This is a genomic window from Sphingomonas sp. JC676, assembly GCF_014489075.1.
GTDB lineage: Bacteria > Pseudomonadota > Alphaproteobacteria > Sphingomonadales > Sphingomonadaceae > Sphingomonas.
Window position 1 is genome coordinate 294,476 of the sequence record NZ_JACTGR010000002.1, and the last position, 25,631, is coordinate 320,106.

At 65.8% G+C, this 25,631-nt stretch carries 15 protein-coding genes and 1 tRNA gene; 10 read left to right on the forward strand and 6 right to left on the reverse strand.

What is annotated here, in order from left to right:
* Positions 1 to 36: 36 nt before the first annotated feature.
* Entirely contained in the window at positions 37 to 579 is a 543-nt protein-coding gene (locus tag IAG41_RS08310; RefSeq protein ID WP_187728153.1) for a regulatory protein RecX, read from the reverse strand.
* 121 nt (positions 580 to 700) lie between these two features.
* Here IAG41_RS08310 and IAG41_RS08315 point away from each other — a divergent pair, with 121 nt between their 5' ends.
* Positions 701 to 2,470 carry a fatty acyl-AMP ligase gene (locus IAG41_RS08315; protein ID WP_187728154.1) on the forward strand — a complete coding sequence of 590 codons (1,770 nt, stop codon included), beginning with the start codon at positions 701 to 703 and terminating at the stop codon, positions 2,468 to 2,470.
* Positions 2,471 to 2,706: 236 nt separating this feature from the next.
* Here IAG41_RS08315 and IAG41_RS08320 read toward each other — a convergent pair whose 3' ends face one another.
* Positions 2,707 to 3,258, reverse strand: a complete 552-nt coding sequence (locus tag IAG41_RS08320) for a TetR/AcrR family transcriptional regulator (protein ID WP_222950593.1) — start codon at positions 3,256 to 3,258, stop codon at positions 2,707 to 2,709.
* 154 nt (positions 3,259 to 3,412) lie between these two features.
* Between IAG41_RS08320 and IAG41_RS08325 the strand changes: the two genes are divergently transcribed.
* The 7 genes from IAG41_RS08325 (at position 3,413) to IAG41_RS08355 (ending at position 13,703) form a co-directional block, all read left to right on the forward strand.
* Positions 3,413 to 4,411: an NAD-dependent epimerase/dehydratase family protein gene (locus tag IAG41_RS08325; RefSeq protein WP_222950594.1), complete on the forward strand. Its 999-nt coding sequence runs from the start codon at positions 3,413 to 3,415 to the stop codon at positions 4,409 to 4,411.
* Between the two features lie 80 nt (positions 4,412 to 4,491).
* Positions 4,492 to 6,849: a putative bifunctional diguanylate cyclase/phosphodiesterase gene (locus IAG41_RS08330; RefSeq protein ID WP_187728157.1), complete on the forward strand. Its 2,358-nt coding sequence runs from the start codon at positions 4,492 to 4,494 to the stop codon at positions 6,847 to 6,849.
* A gap of 283 nt (positions 6,850 to 7,132) precedes the next feature.
* Positions 7,133 to 7,681: an FxDxF family PEP-CTERM protein gene (locus tag IAG41_RS08335; RefSeq protein ID WP_187728158.1), complete on the forward strand. Its 549-nt coding sequence runs from the start codon at positions 7,133 to 7,135 to the stop codon at positions 7,679 to 7,681.
* A 122-nt stretch (positions 7,682 to 7,803) separates the two neighbouring features.
* Positions 7,804 to 7,880 (forward strand) — tRNA-Trp (locus IAG41_RS08340).
* 337 nt (positions 7,881 to 8,217) lie between these two features.
* A complete protein-coding gene (locus IAG41_RS08345) occupies positions 8,218 to 9,600 on the forward strand; it encodes a glycoside hydrolase family 28 protein (protein ID WP_222950595.1) in 1,383 nt (460 codons plus the stop codon).
* A complete protein-coding gene (locus IAG41_RS08350; protein ID WP_187728159.1) occupies positions 9,597 to 12,263 on the forward strand; it encodes a glycosyl hydrolase in 2,667 nt (888 codons plus the stop codon). Before IAG41_RS08345 ends, IAG41_RS08350 begins: the two co-directional genes overlap by 4 nt.
* A 66-nt stretch (positions 12,264 to 12,329) precedes the next feature.
* The gene (locus IAG41_RS08355; protein WP_222950596.1) at positions 12,330 to 13,703 is read left to right on the forward strand and encodes a glycoside hydrolase family 105 protein; all 1,374 of its coding nucleotides are present in this window, start codon (positions 12,330 to 12,332) and stop codon (positions 13,701 to 13,703) included.
* A gap of 53 nt (positions 13,704 to 13,756) precedes the next feature.
* On the opposite strand, the gene IAG41_RS08360 is transcribed toward IAG41_RS08355, so the two are convergent.
* The 4 genes from IAG41_RS08360 to IAG41_RS08375 all read right to left on the reverse strand — a co-directional run bounded on the left by IAG41_RS08360 (position 13,757) and on the right by IAG41_RS08375 (position 20,952).
* Entirely contained in the window at positions 13,757 to 14,485 is a 729-nt protein-coding gene (locus tag IAG41_RS08360) for an IclR family transcriptional regulator (RefSeq protein WP_187728160.1), read from the reverse strand.
* A gap of 175 nt (positions 14,486 to 14,660) precedes the next feature.
* Complete coding sequence (locus tag IAG41_RS08365) at positions 14,661 to 17,417, reverse strand: glycosyl hydrolase 115 family protein (protein ID WP_187728161.1); 2,757 nt, start codon at positions 17,415 to 17,417, stop codon at positions 14,661 to 14,663.
* A 1-nt stretch (position 17,418) separates the two neighbouring features.
* A complete protein-coding gene (locus IAG41_RS08370) occupies positions 17,419 to 20,478 on the reverse strand; it encodes a glycoside hydrolase family 2 protein (RefSeq protein ID WP_187728162.1) in 3,060 nt (1,019 codons plus the stop codon).
* Positions 20,479 to 20,754: 276 nt separating this feature from the next.
* Entirely contained in the window at positions 20,755 to 20,952 is a 198-nt protein-coding gene (locus IAG41_RS08375; RefSeq protein WP_187728640.1) for a hypothetical protein, read from the reverse strand.
* On the opposite strand from IAG41_RS08375, the gene IAG41_RS08380 reads away from it, so the two are divergent.
* Together IAG41_RS08380 and IAG41_RS08385 are read left to right on the forward strand one after the other, a co-directional pair.
* Positions 20,870 to 23,869: a TonB-dependent receptor gene (locus IAG41_RS08380; RefSeq protein ID WP_187728163.1), complete on the forward strand. Its 3,000-nt coding sequence runs from the start codon at positions 20,870 to 20,872 to the stop codon at positions 23,867 to 23,869. The genes IAG41_RS08375 and IAG41_RS08380 overlap by 83 nt on opposite strands.
* 70 nt (positions 23,870 to 23,939) lie before the next feature.
* Positions 23,940 to 25,484: an alpha-N-arabinofuranosidase gene (locus tag IAG41_RS08385; RefSeq protein ID WP_187728164.1), complete on the forward strand. Its 1,545-nt coding sequence runs from the start codon at positions 23,940 to 23,942 to the stop codon at positions 25,482 to 25,484.
* Positions 25,485 to 25,631: the final 147 nt, after the last annotated feature.

The window sequence follows — 25,631 nt, forward strand, 5'->3', positions numbered from 1 at the left end:
ACAGCATTACCGGAAATGGGAATTGGTTTGTGAAGGTCAGTCCCGGTCCGGGGCAAGCAACGCTTCGACGCTTTCTCCGGGCTCCATCCTGACGATCTGCCGGGCGAGATCGAGGGCGTGGCCCGCCCGAATCATCGCCGCGATCTGCTTCTCGCGGAGCGGCCGATCCGCCACCTCGCGCGAGAACGGGCCGATCCGCCGCCGCCGGGCGAAGGCCACCGCGCTCGCTCCCGCATCGGCCCGGATGACCGGCGCCACCGCTTCGGCATCCTCACTGTCGATGCCGGCATGACGCAGCGCCTGGTTGACGCGGCGGGCGCCCAGCCCGCGCCGGCCCATCGCACCGGCGCGCGCCTCGGCGAAGGCGCGATCGTCGATATAGCCGAGTTCCGCCATGCGTTCGGCCAGCGCCGCGGGATCCGGAGAACTGGCCCCTGCCCAGCCGCGCTCGCGGATCTTGCGCTTCAGATAGTCGGTCAGCTTGCCGCGCGTGGTCGCGTAGCGCTCGACATAGCGCAACGCGAAACGCTCGAGATCGGAAGGCTCTAGCGGGGGTCTGGGGCGCTGGGGGCGGGACATGCGCCATGATTGTGCCACACTGGCAACCGATTTTGAACGACAGTGCGTAGCAGAGCCGATCGTCTATCGATGCGTTGTGGGGGCACAACGGCCTGCTTGCTCACAGGGGCACGAGAAAAGAATGGTTTTGGAAGACACGGGATCGCTTGAGATGAACGCGGAGACGGGAACGCCCGCTCCGACGCCCACCGACGACAAGCTGCCGCGCCGGCTCGCCGATTTCGCGACGCTTGGCGAGGCGCTGGATTATGCCGCCCAAGGCGTCCGTGGACTCAATTTCCACGATGCGCGCGGCAATCTGGTGCGTCCCTACAGCTTTAGGGAGCTGCGCGAGGATGCGCTGGCGCAGGCGCACCGGCTGATCGCCGCGGGCGTCAAGCCCGAGGACCGCATCGCGCTGATCGCCGAGACGGGCACCGAATTCGCGAGCCTGTTCTTCGGCGTGGTCTATGCCGGCGCCTGGCCGGTGCCGCTGCCGCTGCCCACTTCGTTCGGCGGCGCGCAGAGCTATATCGACCAGCTTCGCGTCCAGCTCGACAGCTGCGACCCCAGCATGCTGATCTTCCCGCCAGAGATCGGCGCGATGTGTGCCGAAGCCGCGCGCGTTTCCGGTGTCGAGGGGATCGACTGGTCCGAATTCGGCCAGCGCGAGGCGCCCGAGACGGAATTGCCGCAGGCGAGCACCGACGACATCGCCTATCTGCAATATTCGAGCGGCTCGACCCGTTTCCCGCATGGCGTGGCGATCACGCACAATGCGCTGCTCAACAATCTCGCCGCGCACAGCCATGGCATGAACGTCGGCGACGGCGATCGCTGCGTCTCGTGGCTGCCCTGGTATCACGACATGGGGCTGGTCGGCTGCTTCCTGTCGATCGTCGCCAACCAGGTTTCGACCGACTATCTGAAAACCGAGGATTTCGCGCGGCGGCCGCTCGCCTGGCTCGACCTGATCAGTCGCAATCCCGGTACCACCCTCTCTTATTCGCCGACCTTCGGCTACGACATCTGCGCGCGCCGCATGTCAAGCCAGACCAAGGCTTCGGACCGGTTCGACCTGTCGCGCTGGCGCGTGGCGGGCAATGGCGCCGACATGATCCGTCCCGACGTGATGCAGTCGTTCGTCGACGCGTTCGCCGATGCCGGCTTCAGGGCTTCGGCCTTCCTGCCCAGCTATGGCCTTGCGGAGGCGACGCTGGCCGTCTCGATCATGCCTCCGGGCGAGGGAATCATCGTCGAGCTGGTCGAGGAAACCCAGCTTTCGGGTGGCGTCTCGCGCGCCGACCGGCCCCAGCGCTTTCGCGCCATCGTCAATTGCGGCAAGCCCGCACGAGACATGGTGATCGAGATCCGCGAGGAAGACGGCACGCCGCTCCCCGAAAAGGCGATCGGCAAGGTCTGGTGCAAGGGCCCGTCGGTGATGGTCGGCTATTTCCGCGACGAGGAAGCGACCGATGCCTGCCTGGTCGATGGCTGGCTCGATACCGGCGACATGGGCTATATGTCCGACGGTTATATCTACATCGTCGGCCGCGCCAAGGACATGATCATCATCAACGGCCGCAACCACTGGCCGCAAGATATCGAATGGGCCGTCGAGCAGCTTCCCGGCTTCAAGCAGGGCGATATCGCAGCCTTCGCGATCACCACGCCCGGCGGCGAAGAGACTCCGGCGGTGCTCGTCCAGTGCCGCACCTCCGATGAGAAGGAGCGCCTGCGCTTGCGCGACGAGATCCGCGAGCGCGTCCGTTCGGTCACCGGCATGAACTGCGTCGTCGAGCTCGTGCCGCCGCGCACGCTGCCGCGCACCAGCTCGGGCAAGCTCAGCCGCGCCAAGGCACGCAACCTCTATCTGAACGGTGAGATCAAGCCTTACGCCTTGGCCGCGTAAGGCTTCGGCACGATCAATATTCAGCCGAGGCGGCAGGCCGTCCTCGGCTTGGCCATTTCCCTGTCCGTCACCCCGGCCGAAATGCCGGGGTCCACTCTTCCGCTGCGCGAGCCGCTATAGGCTCCGGTGTCTCGGCTTGCCGCACGGTGGACCCCGGCACTTCGGCCGGGGTGACGGTAAGGCCGGGGTGACGGTAAGGAAGACGGAGCGCTATTCGCACCCGCGATAGATTGGGACTAATCCCCAGGCGCCAGCAACTGCTGAAACAGCGGCGCGAGCAACTCGGCAAGCGTTCCAGGATCGGCCTCCGTCAAAGCGCGGAGGCCGATCATCTGCCGCATCATCTGCACGCCGGCGACCAGCGACAGCATCAAGGCGGCGCGCTGCGGTGCCCGATCCCCGCGCACCGCGGCGCTTGCCGTGGCCTGGTGAATCGCCTCGATCTGCTCGCGTGCGATCCGCGCGGCCACCGGGCTGGACGCCGATCTGAACAGGATTAGGAATCCGTCGAGCGGGTGTTCCTCCGCCCCCGTCAATCCCACCAGCGCCGCCGCGAAATCGCGGCCGATCGTCGGCGATGCAATATTCTCCGGCGAGAGGATCACTGGATCGGCCATGCTGTCGGCCACGACCTCGGCGAACAGATGCTCCTTCGATCCGAAATAGCGATTGACCAGCATCGCTGTCACGCCCGCGCCCTGCGCGATCGAGCGCACCCCTGCCCCGTCATAACCCACCTCCGCAAACGCTCGGCGCGCCGAACGCAGGATTGCGGCACGCGTCGCCACGGCATCGCGCCGACGGGGCTCCCTTGTGCCATCCCCCATCAAATATACACTTGTAGACTTATGCTCATTCCATAAGTATACGGCTGTAGACCCATTCGGGCAACCTAGCCCCGCAACCGTTTCGGAGTTGAATATCGTGACCAGGACAGTGCTGGTGACCGGAGGAACCGGATTCGTCGCCGGCTGGTGTATCGTCGAGCTCCTTCGCCAGGGTTTCACCGTGCGCGCCACGTTGCGCAATGCCACGGCTGAGCCGCGCGTACGGGCCGCCGTTTCGAAGCAAATCGATCCCGACGACCGGTTGACCTTCGCGATAGTCGACCTGACCCGGGATGCGGGCTGGGAAGATGCCATGGCGAGTTGCGACCATGTCCTTCACATCGCCTCTCCGCTCGGCCGCGACGCGCCGAGAACTCGCGATGCGCTCGTCGCTCCGGCGCGTGACGGCAGTCTGCGCGTGTTGCGCGCGGCGATTGCGGCAGGCGTCGATCGCGTGGTGATGACGTCCGCCGCGGCCACCGCCCGACCACCGCGCGAATCCGGACGCATCAGTGACGAATCGATCTGGGCGGACCCCGACGACCCGCTCCTCGATCCCTATCGCCGCTCCAAGATCCTGGCCGAACGCGCTGCGTGGGAGTTCATGGAGACTGCGTCAGGCAGGACGACTCTGACCACGATCCTGCCTGGCGCGGTGTTCGGCCCGATATTGGAGAACGGAGATCCGGCTTCGGTATGGGTCATCGGCAATCTGCTCAAGGGTCGGCCGGCACGCCTGCTCAACATGGGGCTGGCGATCGTCGACGTCCGCGATCTCGCGAAGCTGCATATCGATGCGCTCACCGCGCCTGAGGCTCCCAGAAAGCGCTTCCTCGCGACGGGCGAGTTCCTGTGGATGACCGACATCGCCCGGATACTTCGCGAGGGGCTCGGCGAACGCGCGGCGAAAGTGCCGGACAAGGTGCTTCCCAATTGGGCGGTCCGGGCGCTCGCATTGTTCATGCCGCAGCTCCGCATGTTCGCGGGCGATCTCGGCCAGCGACGGGACGTCGACACCTCCCTGGCGCGGGACTTACTCGGCTTCGCGCCGCGGCCCGCGCGGGAAACGCTGATCGACTGCGCGGAAACTTTGTTAGCCGCGGATGTTGCATGACGACACTGTTACAAATTTTTCCGCTCGTTTTGCATGCAAATCTAACCTCTCGCTAACCAACGCTCGGCTATCTCGGGCGTGTGACCAGCCAGACGACTTCGCAATTTGCCAAGCCGCGCATCGACGCTCGGGCTCTGCTTGGGCTTTACGATCCCGCGGACACCACCGATTGGGGGCCTATTCGCGCGGCTCAGCTGCACGCGGGCAGCCAGCTCGCCATGTTCATGCTTGCCGCCAATGTCGTTGGCGCTGCGCTCATCACGCTGATCCTCGCGCCGCTTGTCCCGCTCTGGCAGCTTGCCAGCTGGGGCGCACTGGTTGCCGCCATCGCGGCATTCGTTGTCTTCCGCCGCCTTTCGAAGCGCCATCGCGGCGCCGTCACCGCGACGCTCCAGGACGTCCGTGCCACGGTGCTCGACGGGATCGCGCTGGGCGCGGTCTGGTCGATTCCGCCGATGGCCTTTGGCCATGCCGCCGATTCGGATGCCGCGCTCGGGCTGTGGATCGTGCTTTCGCTGCTGATGACGGCTTCGGCGGTCGCCATGGCGGCACTGCCACTCGCCACGATCGTTTTCGTCTCGATCGTCGGCGCATCGATCACCGCAACCCTGCTTATCATCGCCTCCCCGACGCTCGCCGCCGCCGCCGCGCTGTTCACCGTACTGCTGGCGATAACAACGTTCGGCCGCGGCAAGGCGCTGGTGGTGATCCGCGCCAACGAGATCGCCCTCGCCGAACGCGACGAGACGGTGAGTCTGCTGCTCCGCGAATTCGAGGACTCGGGCTCGGACTGGCTGTGGGAAATCGATGCGCAGCGCCGCGTTGCGCGCGCCAATCCGCGCTTCGCATTGTCACTCGGCGTGGATCCCAAGGTCATCAACGGGATGCCGTTCCTCCAGGTTCTCGCCGGACCGACCTGGGAAGCGGGCAATTTCGCGACCGGCCTTCGCGACCTCGCCGAGAAGCTCAAGGGCCGCGAGCCGTTCCGTGATCTGCTGCTTCCCGTCTTCGTCGATGGCGAGGAGCATTGGTGGGAGATGTCGGCGAGCCCGCGCTTTGACGAACGCGGCGTGTTCATCGGCTTCCGCGGCGTCGGATCGGACGTCACTGAGCAGCGCCGTTCCACCGACAAGATCAACAAGATGGCGCGGTTCGATACGCTCACCGGCCTGCCCAACCGGCTGCTGATCAACGAGGCGCTGGGCAAGGCGATGGCCGATGCCGAGAAATGGTCGTCGCGCTGCGCGTTCATGATGATCGACCTGGATCGCTTTAAGGCGGTCAACGATACGCTGGGTCATCCGATCGGCGACCGGCTGCTCGGGCGCGTGTCCGAACGCCTCAGGCATCTGATTACCGACAATGAGATGATCGGCCGTCTCGGCGGCGACGAGTTCGCCGTGGTTGTCCGCGACGCCAGCGATACCGCCCGTGTCGAGCAGTTGGCCCAAACGATCATCGACAAGCTCTCCGCCCCATATGAGGTCGATCAGCACACGCTCTACATCGGCGCCTCGGTCGGCCTGGCGGTGGGGCCCCGCGACGGCCGCACCGCCGAGATGCTGATCCGTTCGGCCGACCTTGCGCTCTATCGCTCGAAGGATGCCGGCGGCGGCTCGTTCCATGCCTATGAACCCCAGTTGCACCTCGCCGCCGAAGAACGCCGCGTCCTCGAAATCGCGCTACGAAGCGCGCTCGACAATGGCGAGATGCATCTCAACTATCAGCCGGTGGTCGATGCCCAGACCGGCGGCCTGACCGGCTTCGAGGCGCTGCTGCGCTGGGTCCATCCCGAGCTGGGCAACATCTCGCCCGCCAAGTTCGTGCCGCTGGCCGAGGAAGCGCGGCTGATCGCCCCGATCGGCGAATGGGTGCTGCGCACCGCCTGCGCCGAGGCAGCGAGCTGGGACGTCCCGGTGCGTATCGCGGTGAATGTCAGTCCCGATCAGCTCTACAATCCCGCCTTTGTCGGCATCGTCGCCAATGCACTGGCGCAATCGGGCCTGTCGTCCGACCGGCTCGAGCTCGAAGTCACCGAAAGCGTGTTCATGCGCGAAGGGACCGTGGCGATCCAGGTGCTCGAGAAGATCCTCGATCTCGGCATCCGCCTGAGCCTAGACGATTTCGGCACGGGCTATTCGTCGCTCGGCTATCTCGCGCATACGCGCTTCTCGTCGATCAAGATCGACCGCAGCTTCATCCAGGGCGCATCCAAGGGCCGCAAGGAGCCGATCGCGATCATCCGAGCGGTCGTCGCGCTCGCCGGTAGCCTGGGCATGGCCACGACCGCCGAGGGTGTCGAGACCGAGGAAGAGCATATCATGGTCCAGGAGCTGGGCTGCACCAAGGTCCAGGGTTACTATTTCGGCCGTCCGCTGCCGGTTCAGGAAGCCCGCGCGCTGGCGATGCATCGCCGGGACGGCAGCGTCGCCGCCTGATTCCGCGTCGCAATGTGCGATTGCGAGAAGAATAGCCGCCTTCCCAACCGCTCGACTCGTCGCAAATTTTGCTCACGGTCGGAATTTTGCTGCTTTGGCGCAAATAGTTGAGAACACGCATTTATGCTGTAGCGCAGCATAAACCGACTCGGCAGCGCAACATTTCCTACGCTTTGAGCCGCCTCAAATTCACGACGAATCGAACCTGACGCTACGGAACCTGGGCCTTTGCGAGGCGTCTGGGGAACTGCGCAGAGGGTTAATTTTGTTAAGGGAGGCGTCTATGATCCGGAAGATTATTGCTCTCGCATTGGCGTTCGCCGCCCCGGTGTCGCTGGTACCCGCGACGGCCCAGGCCCAGACCTATTTCACCGCCGCAGAAATGAATATCTCGACCGCTTCCGACGGGTCCATCTCAGCCAGTTTCGGCCAGTCGGGCATCGTCGCCGGCATGTTCGAACACATCTATCAGTTCATCCTGCCGGTCGATGGCCTGGCCAGCGGCTCGATCACCACCAGCGCCGTCTCGCCTGGAAGCGCCGCTGACCTCGATCTCATCTCGGTATTCTTCAACGGCATCCAGCTGATGGGCGTCACCAGTTCACTGAACGAAGTCGTGTTCGCCAATTCGGTGCCGATCACCGCAGGCGTGGTCAACGAGATCGTCATCAAGGGTCTTTCGCGCGGCAATGGCTCCTATGGCGGCCAGGGCGTGTTCGTTTCGCTCGCGGCGGTGCCGGAGCCCGCGGTCTGGGCGATGCTGCTCGGCGGCCTGGGCTTTGCCGGCCTTACCGTTCGCCGCCGTGCCCGCGCGGCGACTGCGCTCGCCTGAACCAACTGACCCCGATCGCGCATTTCGGGAGGCGCCACCCGACGCCTTTTCCCATATTGGGGTCTGTCGTCGCGTACGCTCTTGCTCCCCGTTTCGACGCACGCTACAGCCGCCAACCGCACAGGGGCGTAGCTCAGCTGGTTAGAGCGTCGGTCTCCAAAACCGAAGGCCCTCGGTTCGAATCCGAGCGCCCCTGCCAAAGACTCTTGGAAAGCGGCGCGTGGAAAGCGGCGCGCCATCCCTCAACCTCCGGGTTGGCCTTTCCCATCGTGGCGAGCAAGCTCGGCGAACCGGGAGATCGATGGCGATTACCTCCACGCCGCGACGTTCGGCCATGCCTTTCACCTCCGTTATCACCGCACAAATTGCCGACGTGGGGGTCTGCGTCGGCACCTTCGGATAGGCGAACTCGGCCGCGTTGGCGGCGCGCCGCACACCAAATGATGAACTCACATTCCACATTGTATGTTGCGCATTTCTGAAACGGCATCATGATCGCCGCGGAGCGATCGAAGATTCGCCTGTTCGGAGAGATCATGATCTTGCTGGCTTCTGGAACGCGGGCGCCATTTCTGGATCGACGAACAATCCTTGCCGGAATGGCCGGCCTGCTGGTGGCCCGCCCCGCTTTCTCGGAAGCGCGGTTCGACGCCGCCAGCTTCGGCGCGGTCGGCAACGGGCAGACGCTCTCGACCCGCGCCATCCAGGCCGCGATCGATGCGGCGGCGAAGGCCGGCGGGCGGGTGACGCTGCCGCCCGGCACCTATCTGACCGGCGCGCTGTTCGTGAAAAGCGGCGTGACGCTGCAGGTCGACCGTGGCGTGACGCTTCTCGGCTCGCGCGACCCCGCCGACTATCCGATGCGGGCGACCCGCGTCGCCGGGATCGAGGCGATATGGCCCGCCGCGCTCGTCAACATCTATCGCGAGCACGATGCGCACATCACCGGCGAGGGCGTGATCGACGGCGACGGCAAGGTGTGGTGGGACGCCTATCATGCGCTGCGCGAGAGCTACCAGCCGCGCGGCCTGCGCTGGGCAGCCGATTATGACTGCCGGCGCCCCAGGCTGATCCAGCTCTACGAGGCCAGCAACGCCTCGGTCGGCGGCGGACTGCTGTTGCGCCGCTCCGGCTTCTGGACCGTGCATGTCTGCTATTCGCGCGACATCGTGGTTTCCGACGTCACCATCCGCAACAATGAGGACGGGCGCGGCCCCTCGACCGACGGCATCGATATCGACAGCTCCACGCGGATCCGGGTCGAGCGTGCGGACATCGCCTGTAACGACGACGCATTGTGCCTGAAGGCGGGCCGCGACGCCGACGGGCAGCGCGTCAACCGCACCAGCACCGACGTGCTGATCCGGGACTGCACGATCCGCGACGCGGCGGCCGGCATCACCTTCGGCAGCGAGACGGCGGGCGGGTTCCGCAATATCCGGGTCGAGCGGTTGCGCGTGCTGGCGCCGACCCCATCGGGCATCCTGTTCAAGTCGGCGCATACGCGGGGCGGCGTGATCCGGGACATCGTCATAGACGATATCGACATGCGCGGGATGAAGACGGCGGTCCGCATCGATCTCAACTGGAACCCCAGCTACAGCTATGCCCGCATCCCGCCCGAGATCACCGACCCGCCGGCACTGTGGCGCGTGCTCGCCCAGCCCGTCCCGCCCGAGCGCGGCCTGCCCAAGCTGGAGATTGTCACGATCCGCCGCATCCGCGCGACCGATACGCGCCGCGCGTTCGACGTGGCCGCCTATCCGAAGGCAACTTTGGACCATTTCCGCTTCGACGATATCGCGATCGATGCGGCGGACGGCGGCGCGATCGCCGATGCGCGCGATTGGCGTTTCACGCGAACACGACTGGCGGCGAAGCCGGCCCTGCGCGACTCAAGCGGGATCACCGGCCTGTGAGGCGCGTAGTCATATTCGCCGCGCTGCTCCTGGTGGCGGCACCCGTTACCGGCACCCACGCGCAGGATAGCCGCGACACCGCCGCAAGCCTGTGGCGGGCCTTCCAGACGCCGCCGGACGAGGCCCGGCCGATGATACGCTGGTGGTGGTTCGGCCCTGCGGTGACCGACGCCGAGATCGATCGCGAGATCGCCGCGATGAAGGCCGGCGGCTTCGGCGGCTTCGAGGTGCAGCCCACTTATGCCCTCTCGCTGGACGACGCGCCGGCGGGGCTGCGCAACCTGCCCTATCCGTCGGACGGCTTCCTCGCCCGACTGCGCCACGCCGGCGAGACCGCGCGCAGCGAGAAGATGCGGATCGACGTGACGATCGGCAGCGGCTGGCCGTTCGGCGGCCCGCATATCCCGGTGACGCAGGCGGCGGCCGCGCTGCGCCTGGCGCGCATTCCGGTGCCGGCCCGCGCCGGGAATGTTCCGCTGCCCCGTCTCGGCCCGGGCGAGAGGCCGGTCGCCGTCTTCATCGACGGCGAACGCATTCCGCTCGGGGATGGAGAGCAGATCGCTCTGCCCGCCGCTCCGGGCGCACGCACCGCTTTGCTGTTCGTCGCCGGCCGCACCGGCCAGCAGGTGAAGCGCGCGGCGGTGGGCGCCGAAGGCTTCGTGCTCGATCATATGAGCGAAGCGGCTGTGGAGAATCATCTTCACGCGATCGGCGACCGGCTGCTCTCGGCCTTTGCCGGCGCGCCGCCGCCCTACGCGATGTTCTCGGACAGCCTCGAAGCCTATGGATCGAGCTGGACCGGCGATTTCGCCGAGCAGTTCCGCAGCCGGCGCGGCTATGACCTGGTCGATCGCCTGCCCGCTTTGTTCGCCAACGGGCTGGAGGGCGATGCCATCCGCTACGACTGGGCACGGACGCTCACCGAGCTGGTCGATGCGCGCTATCTCACGCCGATCGACGCCTGGGCCCGCAAGCACGGCACGCGTTTCCGCGCGCAGGTCTATGGCGTGCCGCCGGTCACGCTCTCTAGCAACGCGCTGGTCGCGCTGCCCGAGGGCGAAGGGGCGGACTGGCGCAACTTCACCAGCACGCGCTGGGCGGCATCGGCCGCCCATCTCTACGGCCGTCCGGTGGTGTCGTCCGAGACCTGGACCTGGCTCCACTCGCCCGCCTGGGCGGCAACGCCGCTGGACATGAAGGTCGAGGCGGATCGCCATTTCCTCCAGGGCGTGACCCAGATCATCGGCCATGGCTGGCCCTATTCGCCGCCGGGCGTCCCCGAGCCTGGCTGGGCCTTCTACGCCGCCGGCGCGTTCAACGATCACAATCCCTGGTATCCGGCGATGCCGGCGGTGACCGGCTATCTCCAGCGCGTGAGCGCGGCGCTGCGCATGGGCAGCCCGGACGGGAGCGTCGCCATCTATCTGCCGACCGAGGATGCTTTCGCGGCGATGCGGCCGGACGACAGCTCGGTGAACCACCAGATGACCGGCCTGCTCGGCCCCGAGCTGGTCAAGCAGGCGCTCGATGCCGGCGCCGATTTCGATTTCATCGACGCGCAGGCGATCACGGCACGAGGGCTGCGCCAGAAGGTGCTGATCCTGCCCAGGCTGACGCGGATCGATCCGGCCGCTTATCGTGCCATCGCCGACTGGACCGCGCGGGGCGGCATCCTGATCGCGACCGGGACGCCGCCCTCGCGGGGCGGCGGTCTGCTCGACGGAGCCGCGGCCACGCGCGAAGTAGCCGCGATATCGACACGCCTGTTCGGCAAGACAGGCCGTGCGCGCGTTGTCGAACCCGCGCGGCTCACTGCCGCACTGCGTGCGACCGCCGTGCCGGCGATGATACTGGACCGGCCCGATCCGGCGCTGGGCTTCGTCCACCGGCGGCTGGTGGATGGCGATCTCTATTTCCTCGCCAATACCGGTGCTGCACCGATCGAGACCAGCGCGCGCTTCACGGGGGGCGACCGCCCCGGCCAATGGTGGGACCCGGTCACGGGCGAGCGCAGCGACGCCGGGGCGGGCGCCATCGCGATCCGCCTCGCACCCTATCAGTCGAAACTGCTGGTCTTCACCCGCAGCCTGCCGCGCCCGGCACCCGCGCGTACCGACCAAGCCGAGCGGATCGCCGACCTCACGGGCTGGACGGTGCGCCTGGCCGACGGGCAACCGGCACCAAGCCTGGACGCGGGCCGTTCCTGGACCGACGATCCCGCACTGGTCCATTATTCGGGAGCAGCGACCTATGCGCGCGCGCTGACGCTGGAGCCCGCCGCCTTCACCGACGGCGCAAGGCTGGTACTCGACTTCGGCAAGGGCATGCCGCAACCCGTCCAGACGACCGAGAGCCGCCCGCGCGCCGCGCTGGCGCCGCCGGTTCGTGAGGCTGCGTTGCTGCGCATCAACGGCAAGCCGGCCGGAACGCTCTGGGCCGCGCCGTGGCGGATCGACGTTACCGGCCTGCTGCATCCGGGCGAGAACCGCATCGAGGTGATGGTGATGAACGGGGCGCTCAACCGGCTGGCGGGCCGCCCCCTCCCCGACCGGCGCCTGCTGACGCTGCGCTACGGCGAACGCTTCCAAGACCAGGATCAGGACAAGATCGCTCCGGCGCCCTCCGGCCTGCTCGGCCCGGTCACGCTCGAACGCATCCGATAGAGGGCACCGCCAAGGTTTAACGCATCAACGGAAAGAGCCGGACAGCCGGCGACAATGGAGGGGAAGATGCCGCGTACCGCAATCCGGACCGCCGTCCTGTCTTTGACTTTCGGCCTGCCACTGGCGTTGGCCCCCGCAGCCGAGGCGCAGCTCGCCGCGCCTTCCGGCGGCATGCATCGCGATGCCGTGACCGACGTCGCCGACGCGCCGACGCGGCTCAAGCCTGCCTATGCGGTTCCGTACGGCCGCCCCTCGGAAGCCGCGGTCAAGGCGGTGATGGATCGGATATTGGGCTATATCGATCGCGAGACGCCGACTGCCCTGGTCGACGCCGCGGACAAGGAACAGCGCTTGGATGGCGAGCTGGCACCGGGCAGTCGCTTCCGCTCGGCCTATCGTCTCACCAGCTATGAATGGGGAGTCACCTATTCGGGCGCGCTTCTCGCCGGCGAGGTGACCGGCGACGCGCGCTATACCCGCTACGTCGCGGATCGGCTCGGTACGGTCGTGGACGTGGCGAACCGCTATCGCCGGCAGAAGACGACCGCGGACCAGACGCCGGTCCGCCAGATGCTGGCGCCCGGCAGGCTCGACGATTCGGGTGCGATGGCGGCAGCCTTGATCAAGGCGCAGCGCGCCGGGGTCGTCACGCGAGGCCGCGTGCAGATCGACACCTATCTCGACTGGATCGCCAATCAGCAGTTCCGCCTGTCCGACGGTACGCTCGCCCGGCAGGTGCCGATGCCGAGCACGCTGTGGCTCGACGATCTCTATATGAGCGTGCCGGCGCTGGCGCAGATGGGGGCGCTAACCGGCGAGCGACGCTATTTCGACGATGCCGTCCGCCAGGTGCTGCAATTTTCGAAGCGCATGTTCGTGGCCGAGACGGGCCTCTATCGGCATGGTTGGGTCGACGGCATGGATCCTCATCCGGCCTTTTTCTGGGGACGGGCGAATGGTTGGGCGATCGTGGCGACGATCGAACTGCTGGAAGTGCTGCCGGCGGACCATCCCGGCCGGCCCGCCATCCTCGAGCAATTGCGCGCCCATGCCGCCGGGCTGGCCAGGGTTCAGTCGGGCACGGGCCTCTGGCATCAGCTGCTCGACCGGCCCGACAGCTATCTCGAGACCTCCGCCACCGCGATGTATGCCTATGCGCTCGCCCGGGCGGTCAACCGCGGCTGGCTCGATCGCCGCGTCTACGCCCCGGTCGCCGTGCTCGCCTGGAACGCCGTGACGACCAAGGTCAACGCGGCCGGCGAAGTAGAGGATGTATGTGTCGGCACCGGCATGGCCTTCGACCCTGCCTTTTATTATCATCGCCCGCGCCACGTCAGGGCGGCGCATGGATATGGGCCGGTGTTGCTGGCGGGAGCCGAGATCATCGCGTTGCTGCGCAAGGATACTGCCGGGCCCCGAGACAATCTCCTGTTTCGATAGATGCCTGGGAATTGGGCCGTGGGCGCCGGCGATATCCGAGATCGATCCCGCTGTTACCGGTCCGCTGCCCGATCGTACCCCAGCTCTCTGCTGACGCGCTCTGCGGTATTGGCAACATGATGCGCGACATCAACTATGATCCCCTCGGTCAGATAGTGGGCCGCGCTCGCGATACTTATCGCGACGCAAATATTGCCGTCTGCGTCGCGAACAGGCGCCGCAACCGAGCGCACGCCGTCACCGATTTCGCTCTCATGCAATACTACGCCCCTTGCGATATGCCTTCGCATCGCAGCGAGCCAGCCCTGGACGGCTAGGGGATCGGGGTTCGCCGCTGTGGACTTGGCGTAAAGGCGCGCCAGGCTTTGCTCGTCCTCATCGAACAACAAGGCCTTTCCGATCCCGGTCTCGGCAATTGGCCGCCGGTCTCCCGGTGCCGTCGCAACGCGTAGCCGTTGCCGGCCGGTGGCTCGATCCAGATGGCGCGACGAGTCGCCCTCACGCTTGCCGACAAAGGCGCAGAAACCGGTAGTCTCCGACAACTGCTCGAGAAAAGGACGCACCACGCGGACATAGTCCACCCGCTCCTTCGCGACCGCCCCGAGCTGCAGCAATTTGGGGCCCAAGGCGATCCCCTCAACCGTCACCGTCAGATATCCTCTGGATCGTAGCGCGTGCGCCAGGCGATGCGTGGTCGTCTTGCTCAGGCCAAGCTTGCCCGCGACCGAGGAGAATTTGGCAGGCCCCAGCAGCGTTTCGTCAAGGATGTCGAGCGCGCGCATAAGCGTCTGCGTTCCCTTCGGAATTTGGTCGTCGCCTGGCATTGGGCTCCTTTCGCACCGCCACTCATACACAAGCCGATACGGAAAGAACACGAACCCCAGACGGCGTACTTCGCCTGTGCCGCAGTGTCATCCCGGCCCGTAAGCTCGGGGGAAATGTTCGCCTTGGGAGGCCTCAGCGATCCGGCGGCGCGCCATAATAGTCCGGCGCCCCGTCGAGCCGAACATCGATGCGATCGAGCAGAAAGCCCGGATCGAGCGCGTAGAGTCGTATCTGGTGGGCGCCGCCGGCAAGCCGGGGCAGCGCAATGCTGCGAACCGCATTGTTGGAGAGGACGTTCCGCTTCCACGCTTCGCTGCGCCCGTGCGTCTCGAAATCGAGGATCTGGATCGCGCCATCGTCCACCTGCACGCCCAGCCTGAGCCCGTGCGCGGCAAGCGGATGCGCGGGCAGCGCCACGACACGCAGTTCGGCGTCTGCCTCGTCGCCCGTGCGGAATCGAAGCGAGATCGGCTTTCCGGCATCGCCGGACCAGACCGAAGCCAAACCTAAGCGTGAACGCAGCGCCGCGCCGCGCGAGCCCAGCCCCGGAACGCGTTCCCACGCGGCGCCTTCCCCCAGCGGCGCTTCGGCAGCCGCCAAGGAGATGATCCGGTTCATCTCGACCGGCACGTCGGCGCTCGCAGGCAGGACATTCGCCGTCAGCCGGATCATCCGCCCGCCGCACTCGACCGAACCCGCCCCGACCACGGCATGCCCGTCGAAATCAACGCGCACGCGCTGCTCGAAACCGTTTTCGGCATCGAGCCGGCCCCGGGACGCTTCGAAGGACAAGCCTTTCGCCCCGGCGAGCGACCAGTCCGTGGCCTGGCCGTTGCTGGATATCGTCACGGCATGGCCGGCGGGCCGGCCGGGCGCGAAGACCAGCTCGCTCGAATCCACCGTGCAGCCCGCCTTTGGCTGGAGTGCGGCCCGGGGGTAAACGGGCTCGTCAAACACCGGCAGGCGGCGTGGCGCCATGTCCATGATTCCGCGCCACTTGCCGCCATTCTGGCTGTTGTACGCCGCCGTGTCCGCTACGATCGCCGCGTGCGCCGCACGCGCCTGCTCGGCATAGGCGTTCACATCGGCGCGTCCCTGACGCGCGTAGAGCGCCGCCAGATCGAGCTTCAAGTTGCGCACATTGATATTGGCGGCGCTGCGGACCGGGTAGAGGACGAACTGGAAGAATGCGTCCTTTCGGTCCGCGGGAATCCGCGCGGCAATGGCCTCGGCCCTGCGCTTTAGATCGACATAGCGGTCGATGCGGACCTGCGCCTCCGCGCCGCCGCTGCGGACATAGTCGCCGATGCGGATCGGACGCGTCGGCTCGACTTGGCTAAACCCCATGAATTCGGGCCGCCGCTCGAACGCGAGGTCGTAATAGTCCGCAAGGATACCAGCGATCGCGCCCGCATCGCCGCCGCCGAATTGCTGCGCCACCCAGCCCTCTAGATGCGCGCGCGCATCCTGCTCAGAGGTTCGGCGGTCGAAGGCGATATCGAGGAAATATTGCGTGAGATATTCGCTCGGCTTGATGTCGCCGACATTGACCACCCAGATCTTACGCGCGTGCATCTGCCAGGCGCGATCGAGCTGCTCGCGGATCAGCGCGGGATGCGTCGTCGCCAACCACAGATAGTCGTGCGGCCGCCCCCAATAGGAGATGTGGTAATAGATGCCCGACCCGCCGGCACGGGCCTGTTCGCGCGGGTTAGGGAGCTGGCTGATATAGCCGTAATTGTCGTCAGGCCAGATCAGCGTGACATCTTCCGGCACCTCGAGGCCGGCCGCATAGGTGTCGAGCACTTCCTTATAGAGCGTCAGCACCTGCGGCACTTGCGCAGCGGGGCGCTTCTGCGCGGCGCTCAGCAGGTCGCGCTGCACCGCCATCGCCCGGGTCATCGCGTCGCGCGCCATCGCGGGTGTCGTGGCGCCCTCCATGGCGGAATCGTGCCTGCCGCGCAGCCCGATCGAATAGAGGTTCTCGAATGCCTTCACCTGCTCGGCACGCTCGCGCCAATAGGCGATCATCGAATCGCGATTGGTGAAGAAGTTGAAGGGCCCGCGCGTCTTCTCATCCCATTCGCGGACGTTGTTCCGCATCATCGGCTCGGCATGCGAGGTGCCGACGACGATCGCATAGTCGCGGGCCACCTCGGCATTGCCGGGGATCTGATAGAAGGGCTTGGTCGAATCGTGCATCGCCGGCCAGATCAGATTGGCCTTCAACCGCCACATCAGCTCGAAGACGCGCGCATAGGTCTTGGGCCCGATATCGCCCGTCTCCGGCTCGTAGGTCTTGGCCGCCCAGGGCTGGAGCCCCCAATCCTCGTCGTTGAGGAAGATGCCGCGATACTGGACCGAGGGCGCATCCGAGAGTCGCCGCCCGCCATCGACCGCCAGCCGGCCAACGCGGCGCGGCGCGGCGTCGGCCCACCATTCCCAGGCGGAGACGCCGATCTCGCGGCTCAGGTCGATCGTCCCCCAGATCGCGCCGCGGCGGTCCGATCCGGCGATCAGCAAATAGCGTCTGGACGGATCGCGCTTCGAACGCAGCGCCACGCGGACATAGCGCTCCCACTGGCCTCGCAGGGCGGAAAGCTCGACGCCGGTATCCTGGGCAACCGCGCGCACCAGATCGGAATCGTATCGGCCGACAACAATGCAAAGCTTCGCGCAGTGCGCGAGATCGGGCGATACCACCGGCGCCTGACCGGTCACACGCGTCAGATCGCGCCCGAGAAGCTCCGCCGCCAATGTCGCCGAGCGCTCGCGATCATGGACGATGCCGGCCAGCTGCCGCCCGTCGAACAGGACGATCTGTTGGGCCCGCGCCGGTGCCGCCAGCCCCACGAGGCACAGGAGCAAGGCGGCCAGCCGGGTCAGCATCCTATTTCGCCGGGCCGTTGAAGTCCGCCTCGACGATTCCGAGGCGCCATCCCGGCGGCACCGAGTCCGCGCCGGTATCGCCCGCCTTGCGCGCGGTATCGAGCTCGATCACCTTGCCGAAGGCGTCGCGATCCTCGACCGTGCCGATCTGCTGGATCCGCAACACGCTGCCCCGCGCCGGCGCGAACGCCAGGTTGGCATAGCCCAGCTGCCGCTCGGTCGTCCCCTGCCAGATCGCCTTGCCGTCGAATGTGACGCGGAGCGGGTAGCTTCGCGACCGCCAGCCGACGAGCTTGAGGTCGATCTCGCTCAGCGTCACCGGTTCGTCGAAGCGATATTCGATCCAGGCATTTTCCGGTCTGCCGTCGCTGGTCCAGCGCGAAAGCTCGTTGTCGTCAGTGCTGCGCGCGGCTTCGTCTTGGTTCGAACCCGCCGTGATGGCGACAGGCACCGCCGAGGTACGCGTCGCGCGATAGCTCGGCCCGGCCGGCGTCGGTCCGCGCATGAGCAACCCGGGCTGATGCGCCTCCGGAAAGTCGGTCGAGAGGCCGCCGCGCACGGGCTTGGGCAGCACGGCGGGGATCGTCAGCGTCGCGCCCTTGACCCCCGGGGCGCTCGCCGTCAGCCGCACCGCGCCAGCGCGCGTGCCGGCTCTCAGCAGCACGCGGTTGACGCCGCCTTCCACCGGAAGGTCGCGCGAGAGGACGTAATTGTCCTCGTCGCGCGCGGTGCCGGCAAATTGGGTCGTCTGGTCGGGACCTGCCGGCTTGGTGGGTTCCGCCCCTCCTGCCGGGATTTCCGCGCGCGCTTTGCCCAAGGAATCTCCCTGGGCGATGCCACCGCGCCACTCGGCCGGCCCGTCGAGCGTGAAATGGATCTTGTCATTGGATGTCGGTACGCGCCGCCCCTGTGCATCGACCACTTCGACATCGACCAGAGCGATGTCCGCGCCGTCCATCACGAAGCCACGGGGCGAGAGATGCGGCTTGAGGCGCAAGGCAACCGGCGCGCCGGCCGTTGCGATCGTGAATGCGCTGCGCTTGCCGTCCTTGTGCGTCGCGACGGCCTTCAGCGTGCCGGGCGCCCAATGCACATGCTTCCATCCGAACAGGAAGCCGCTGCTCCGCTCGCCCTTGCCGAGCGACCTGCCGTTGAGGAACAGCTCGACCGCCTCGCCATTGGAGACGACGTTCACGTCCTTCACCGTGCCGGCCGGATAGTTCCAGTGGCCGATGATGTGCGTGGCGGGCGTGACGCTGTCGACCCAGTCGCTCCACATTACTTGGTGCGCGAAATACCCTTCCTTCGGCAGTCGCACGGCGTCCACTTCGCCCGAGCGCCGGTAATTATTGTCGCCCCGATAATGCGTGTTCGAATCGGAGAAGATGATGTTCACGCCGCCCGCGCTCACGCGCCGCCCGGTGCCGGGGCGGACGCGGTAATAGTCCCACCAGCGCTTCACGTCCTCGATCGCGTGGCTGTCCTGGTTGCGGTTATAGTCGGGCGAATCCTTGTGGAAGGGCGGCGTGAGCTCGTCCTGGTAGAGGCGAGCGGCCTCGTCGCGCGAATATTCCATCGCCCATAACGGCTTGCCGGCGCTCTTGTTGATGTAGAGCATCTCGCCGCCATATTCGGCGACCTTGCTGTCGAGCATCTCGCGCGATCCGATCGCGCGGCCGCCATGCGGATCGTAGCGGTCGCGGATCGCCTTGAGCTCGGCCATGTGCGCCTCGCTGATATTCTCGTTCCCGCCCTCGAAGAACAGGATCGAGGGGTTGTTGCGGTTGTAGATGATCGCGTCGCGCATGACTTCCTTGCGCTGCTCCCAGCGGCGGCCGCTGGTGTCGCTCTCGGCGTCGCCCGCCGGCATTGCCTGGATCAGGCCGACCCGGTCCGCCGATTCCACGTCCTGCTTGGAAGGCGCGATGTGCATCCAGCGCACCAGATTGCCGCCGCTCTCCACCATCAGCGCGTTCGAGAAATCGCTGATCCAGGGCGGCACCGAGACGCCGACCGCCGGCCATTCGTTGGAGGTGCGCTGCGCATAGCCGTGCATCTGGATCGCCCGGCCGTTAAGCGTGACCATGCCGTCGGCGAAGCGCGTCTGGCGGAAACCGGTACGGGTATCGACGCTGTCGATCACACGGCCGCCATCGACCAGGCTGGTCGTCACGCGATAGAGATAGCCATAGCCCCAGCTCCAGAAATGGAGCCCGGCCACGCGGTGCTCGGCCGCCAGCGTGCGGGTCTCGCCGGGCGCGATCTCGACGGAGTCGCCGGCGAAGGTCGCGACGAGCTTGTCGGCGCGGTCGCGTATCTCGACGCGGTAGCCGATCCGCCGGGGCGCGGTCCCGCCGTTGCGTATTTCGGTCTCGGCGTGGATCGTGGCGGTGCTGCGGGACCGGTCGAAATCGCCGGCCCAGATATATTGGCCGGTGGTGCCGAGCCCCGAATAGAGCGGAAGCGTCTGGTAGACGGGGCCGGTCAAATGCAGGCGGACATTCTTGGTGATCCCGCCATAGTTCACGTTGAAATTGTCGTTGTTCCACTGGAAGCCGCTGCCGGAGGCGCGCTCCTTGTACTTCCAGTCATTGTCGACGCGCACCGCGACCAGATTCTCCCCCGGCTTCAGCGCGGCGGTGATGTCCGCGCCGAACGCTGTCGAGCCGGTTTCGGAAAGCGCCACCGAACGGCCATTGACCCAGACCTCGGCGGCCTGGCGGGCACCTTCGAACTCCAGGAATGCCCTTCCCCCCGCGACCCGCGCCGGAAGCGTGATCCGCTTGCGATACCAGGTGATGCCGGTCGACAGCTTCTTGATGTCGCGCGAGAAGGCTTCCTTCTCGTTGAACGCGTTCGGCAGCGTGACGGTGCGCCAGGCGTGATCGTCGAAATCGGGCCGTTCCGCTCCCGCCGCCTCGCCGGTTGCGGTGCGCCAGTCCGGATTGAGGTTGAAGGTCGCGCGATCCGATCGCGTCCCGGTGGAGGCATCCTGCGCCAGCGCCGATGGCGGCAGAACCGCAAGCGAGAGGAGCAGCGGCGACAATCGGGCAATGCGCATGAACGGTCCTTTTCCGGAGTGTCATCAGCTGAACAGGATCGAGTCCTCGAGGCGGTTCACGGGGCGTCGAGGCGGCGACCACGCACGCCGTTGATTTTCACCGGGACATCCTCTAACGTTCCATATTATGGTTGCATGGTGCGATACATGGCACATCTGGTCAAGCCAATCTCGCCGCGCGTCTGACAAGCTTGCCTACAAGCCATCAATTGGTCTGGCCAAAAAGCTTTCAGCAGTCCGCGTGAAGCGCGGCCGCGTGCGCCTGATGGACCTTATTCATTTGATAAATATGTAAATTTTGCAGGCGAGGATAATCGCCGCATAGGTACCGATAACAATCAGAATAAGAGCCGGCATCAAGCGGCCAGGGAGATCAACAAGGAGGGGAACAATGCAAGGATTACGCTCGCGCGCCTGCGGCGCACTACGACTCGGAAGCTCCGCCACCGCCCTTGCTGCGGCAATAATCTTCACAGCACCCGCCCAGGCGCAGGACGTGCCAGGCGGTGATACCGCCGCGCCGGAGAGCGCCACCCAGGGAGAAGATATCGTCGTCCAGGGCTTCCGCGCCTCGCTCAACAGCGCACTCGCCCAGAAACGCAATGAAACCGCGGCGGTCGATTCGATCGTGGCCGAGGACATCGGCAAGTTTCCCGACAGCAACCTCGCCGAATCGATGCAGCGCGTGCCCGGCGTCGCACTCTCGCGCGGCGACGGCGGCGAAGGGCGCAACATCTCAGTGCGCGGCCTGGGCTCCGGCTTCACCCGCGTCCGCATCAATGGCATGGAAGGCACGGCGCAGACCGGTTCGTCCGACATCTACGGCGCGGGCAATTCAGGGCGCAGCTTCGACTTCAACGTCTTCCCGAGCGAGATCTTCTCCTCGCTTGCCGTGCGCAAGACCACGTCCGCGGACGTGGAGGAGGGCTCGCTGGGCGCGACCGTCGATTTGAAGGCGCCCAAGCCGCTCGACTATGACAAGGACTTCGTCCTCTCGGCCACAGCGCGCGGCGTCTACAACACGATCAGCAAGCAGGTCGATCCACGCGCCTCGCTGCTCGTCTCGAAGAAGCTCGGCGACAGCTGGGGCATTCTCGCCTCGGTAGCCTATCAGCGTCGCAACATCCGCGAAGTAGGCTATTCGGCGGTCGACATCCTCTCCGCCAACACCAACGGCCTCGACCCGGACGGCACCGGCCCCGCGGTGATCCAGCCCTTCTGCACCCCGATCGGCTATACACCGCTGAGCCCGGCGGTCGGCACCAAGGGGGCGACCGCCACGTTGTGCAGCACCGGCAACCCGCGCACCAGTACCCTGGCGGCCTACAACGCCGTTGCCAATCTGCGCCGCGCCGACCTGCCCAACACACCCGGCAGCGGTGCCTTCCTGCCCCGCCTACCGCGCTATGTGAATTCGGAGCAGGACACGACGCGTATCGGCGGCACGCTGACGATCCAGTTTTCGCCGGACGATGACACCGATATCAGCGTCGACGCGCTCTATTCGCGCTACGATGTCGAGCGTCGCGACAACTACATCGCCGGCATCTCGTTCGGGCGCAGCGCCACCAACAACGGCCAGCCGATGACGTCGGTTCGCGACATCCAGTTCGATGACAAGGGATCGCTTGTCTATGGCGTATTCGACGGCGTCGACGTGCGCTCGGAAGGGCTGGTCGATCACTACATCTCGGACTTCAAGCAGGGCAATCTCAACGTCCGCCACCGCCTGACGGACAGCTTCGAGCTTTCGCTCTTCTTCGGGATCAATCAGTCGGTGTGGTGGGGTCCGAAGCGCTTCCAGACCTTCATGGATGCGATCGACGTCGACAATTTCTCGATCGACTTCCGCGATGGCGGCGCCACCCCGATCATCGGTTTCGGCTTCGACGTCGCCAATCCGGCGAACTACAGCTACGCGCCGGGGCTTGCCGACGGTACCGTGCTCGGCGGCTTCAGCTTCCAGGGCAAGCCCTCCAAGAACCAGACCGACAATCTGACCGCCGAGGTCAACACCGACTGGGATGTCGATCAGGGGATCAAACTCAAGATCGGCGGCCAGTATCGCCGCAGCGACTATAACGCCTATGTTTCGAGCCCCTACACCGCCGACACGATCGTCCGGGCGCTGCCGGCCGGCACCAGCCTTGCCAGCATCACGCGCCAGATCACCGGGCTCGACCAATTGTTCGGCCGCGGCGCGCCCGCGAGCTGGGCGGCGATCGATCCGGACAAATGGGACCAGACCTTCGACTATGACGCCGTGCGCTTCTGCCGCACCGAATGCGGCGCCGGCGCCTCGCGGATCCGCGAGGAGATCAAGAGCGCCTATGTGATGACCACCTTCAACACCGAGGACGCATTGCCGGTGAAGCTGCGCGGCGACGTCGGCGTACGCTATGTCCGCACCGACATGCTGGCGGCAGGCTATATCTCGGTGGCGGCGACGCCGGCGAGCTCGACGCCGACTGGTGTGCGCGGCCAGTATGCCCAGGTGCTGCGCGGCTATGACGACTGGCTGCCCTCGGGCAATGTCGCGATCGAGCCGATCGAGAACCTGATCCTGCGTCTTTCGGCCGCCAAGGTGTTGTCACGCCCCGAGCTGGGCCAGCTCGCACCGACCAGCGGCATCACCGCGACGACGCGTACCGGCAACATCAACAATCCGTTCCTCGATCCCATCCGCGCCAACACCTTCGATGTGGCACTCGAATGGTATTTCAGGCCGGGATCGCTGTTGTCGGTTGCCTATTTCAAGAAGGACATCAAGACCTACATCCAGCGCGTCACCAGCCAGATACCGTTCAACCAGCTGGGTCTTCCCGAGGCACTGCTCGCCAACACCAACACTGCACCGACCGAGATCTTCACGATCGGCCAGCCGGTGAACACGCCGGGTGGACCGCTCGAGGGCGTCGAGGTCAACGCGCAGGTCCAATTCGACTTCCTGCCCGGCTTCCTCAGCCACTTTGGCCTGCTCGCGAACTACACGCACGTCACATCGACCATCCAATATGTGCTGGCGAGCGTGAACGGCGTGCCGACGGTGACCACCACCGCGGACCTGATCGGGCTTTCGAAGAACACCGCAAGCGGCACGTTCTACTACGAGGACAGGAAGTTCAGCATTCGCGGGACGGCCAGCTATCGCGACCGCTATATCCGCGGCATCCCGGCGTCTCCGGGCAGCGACCTGCAGGGCAATTCGCCCAACCTGTTCGTCGATGCCTCGGCCTCGTACGCGTTCACCGACAATATCAAGCTCATCCTGGAGGCCCAGAACCTCACCGACGAGCGCAACAACCTCTACATCGACAGCCAGCGCAAGGACACGCTGTTCCAGACCCGGATCGGACGCACCTTCACGTTCGGCGTCAACTTCCAGTTCTGAGTTGCCTCCTTGGGCGGGCCTTTCCAGGGGCCCGCCCTTTTTTTCACGACCTCAGAGGGTTTATCTCAAGATGCGCACGTTCCTGTCGGCCGCCGCTTTCGTCCTTGCCGCATCTGGTGCTGCCGCCCAGCAGGCACCCATCCCTGTCGCGACGCTCACCATCCGCGGGGATCAGCCCGGCCCAAAGATAGACCGGAATATCTTCGGCCAGTTCGCCGAGCATCTGGGTACCGGAATCTATGGCGGCATCTGGGTCGGGCCCGATTCGAAGATCCCCAATACGCGCGGCTATCGCAACGACGTGATCGCGGCGCTGAAGGCACTGCACGTGCCGGTAGTGCGCTGGCCCGGTGGCTGCTTCGCCGACGAATATCACTGGCGCGAGGGCATCGGCCCGCGCAAGCAGCGTCCGGTCAAGGTCAACACCCACTGGGGCGGCGTCACCGAACCGAACAGCTTCGGCACGCATGAATTTATGGATTTCGCCGAGCTGATCGGTGCCGAGGCCTATGTCTCCGGCAATGTCGGCAACGGCACGCCCCAGGAAATGGCCGAGTGGGTCGAGTATATGACCGCACCCGCGGGCAGCCTGGCCGATCTTCGCGCAAAGAACGGCCGCAAGCAGCCGTGGAAGCTCCCCTATTTCGGTCTCGGCAACGAGCTGTGGGGCTGCGGCGGCAACATGCGCCCCGAATATGCTGCCGACCTCACTCGGCGCTACGGCACCTTCGTCAAGGTCCCCTACGAGACCAAGACGCTCAAGATCGCGAGCGGCGCCAATTCGATCGACTATAACTGGACCGAAGTGATGATGCGCGAGGCGAGCAAGGCCTTCGACGGCATCGGCGTCCATTACTACACGGTGCCCGGCAGCTGGGGAAAAAAGGGCTCGGCGACCGATTTCGACGAGGCCGGCTATGCGCTCACGCTGTCCAAGACGCTCCAGATGGAGGAACTGATCACCAAGCATTCGGCGATCATGGACAAATATGATCCGAAGAAGCGGGTGAACCTTGCGGTCGACGAATGGGGCACCTGGTACGATGTTGAGCCGGGCACCAATCCCGGCTTCCTCTACCAGCAGAACACGATGCGTGACGCAGTGGTCGCCGCGCTCAACATCAACATCTTCACCCGCCACGCCGATCGCGTCCGCATGGCGAACATCGCGCAGATGATCAACGTGCTCCAGGCGATGATCCTGACCGATGGATCGAAGATGGTGCTGACGCCTACCTATCACGTCTTCGAGATGTACGTGCCCTTCCAGGATGCCACCTACCTGCCGGTCGAGCTCAAAACGCCCTGGTACGCCAAAGACCAGTGGAACCTGCCGGCGGTGAGCGTCACCGCAGCGCGCGATACCGCGGGCGTGGTCCATGTCGCGTTGGTCAATGTCGATCCCAACCGCCCCGCGACCGTCACCGCTGCACTGGCCGGATTGTCCGCCACTGGCGTGGAAGGACGCGTGCTCACCGGCGCCATCCAGGCACACAACAGCTTCGACGCACCCGACACGGTGCGGCCGATGCCCTTCACGGGCGCCAGCCTCTCGGGTGGGACCCTCACCGCGACTCTGCCGGCCGCGTCGGTGGTGGTGCTGACGCTAAAATAGCCGCGTTCCGGGCTCGAGCAGGCGGGACTTGGCTGCAAAGCCGGCCCCGCCTCCTCCACATGATCAAGGACATAATTCCGCAATATAAAACATAGTGCCACTAAATGGACCTCTGTTGACTCTCACTTGAAGCGGGGGCAGCCTCGC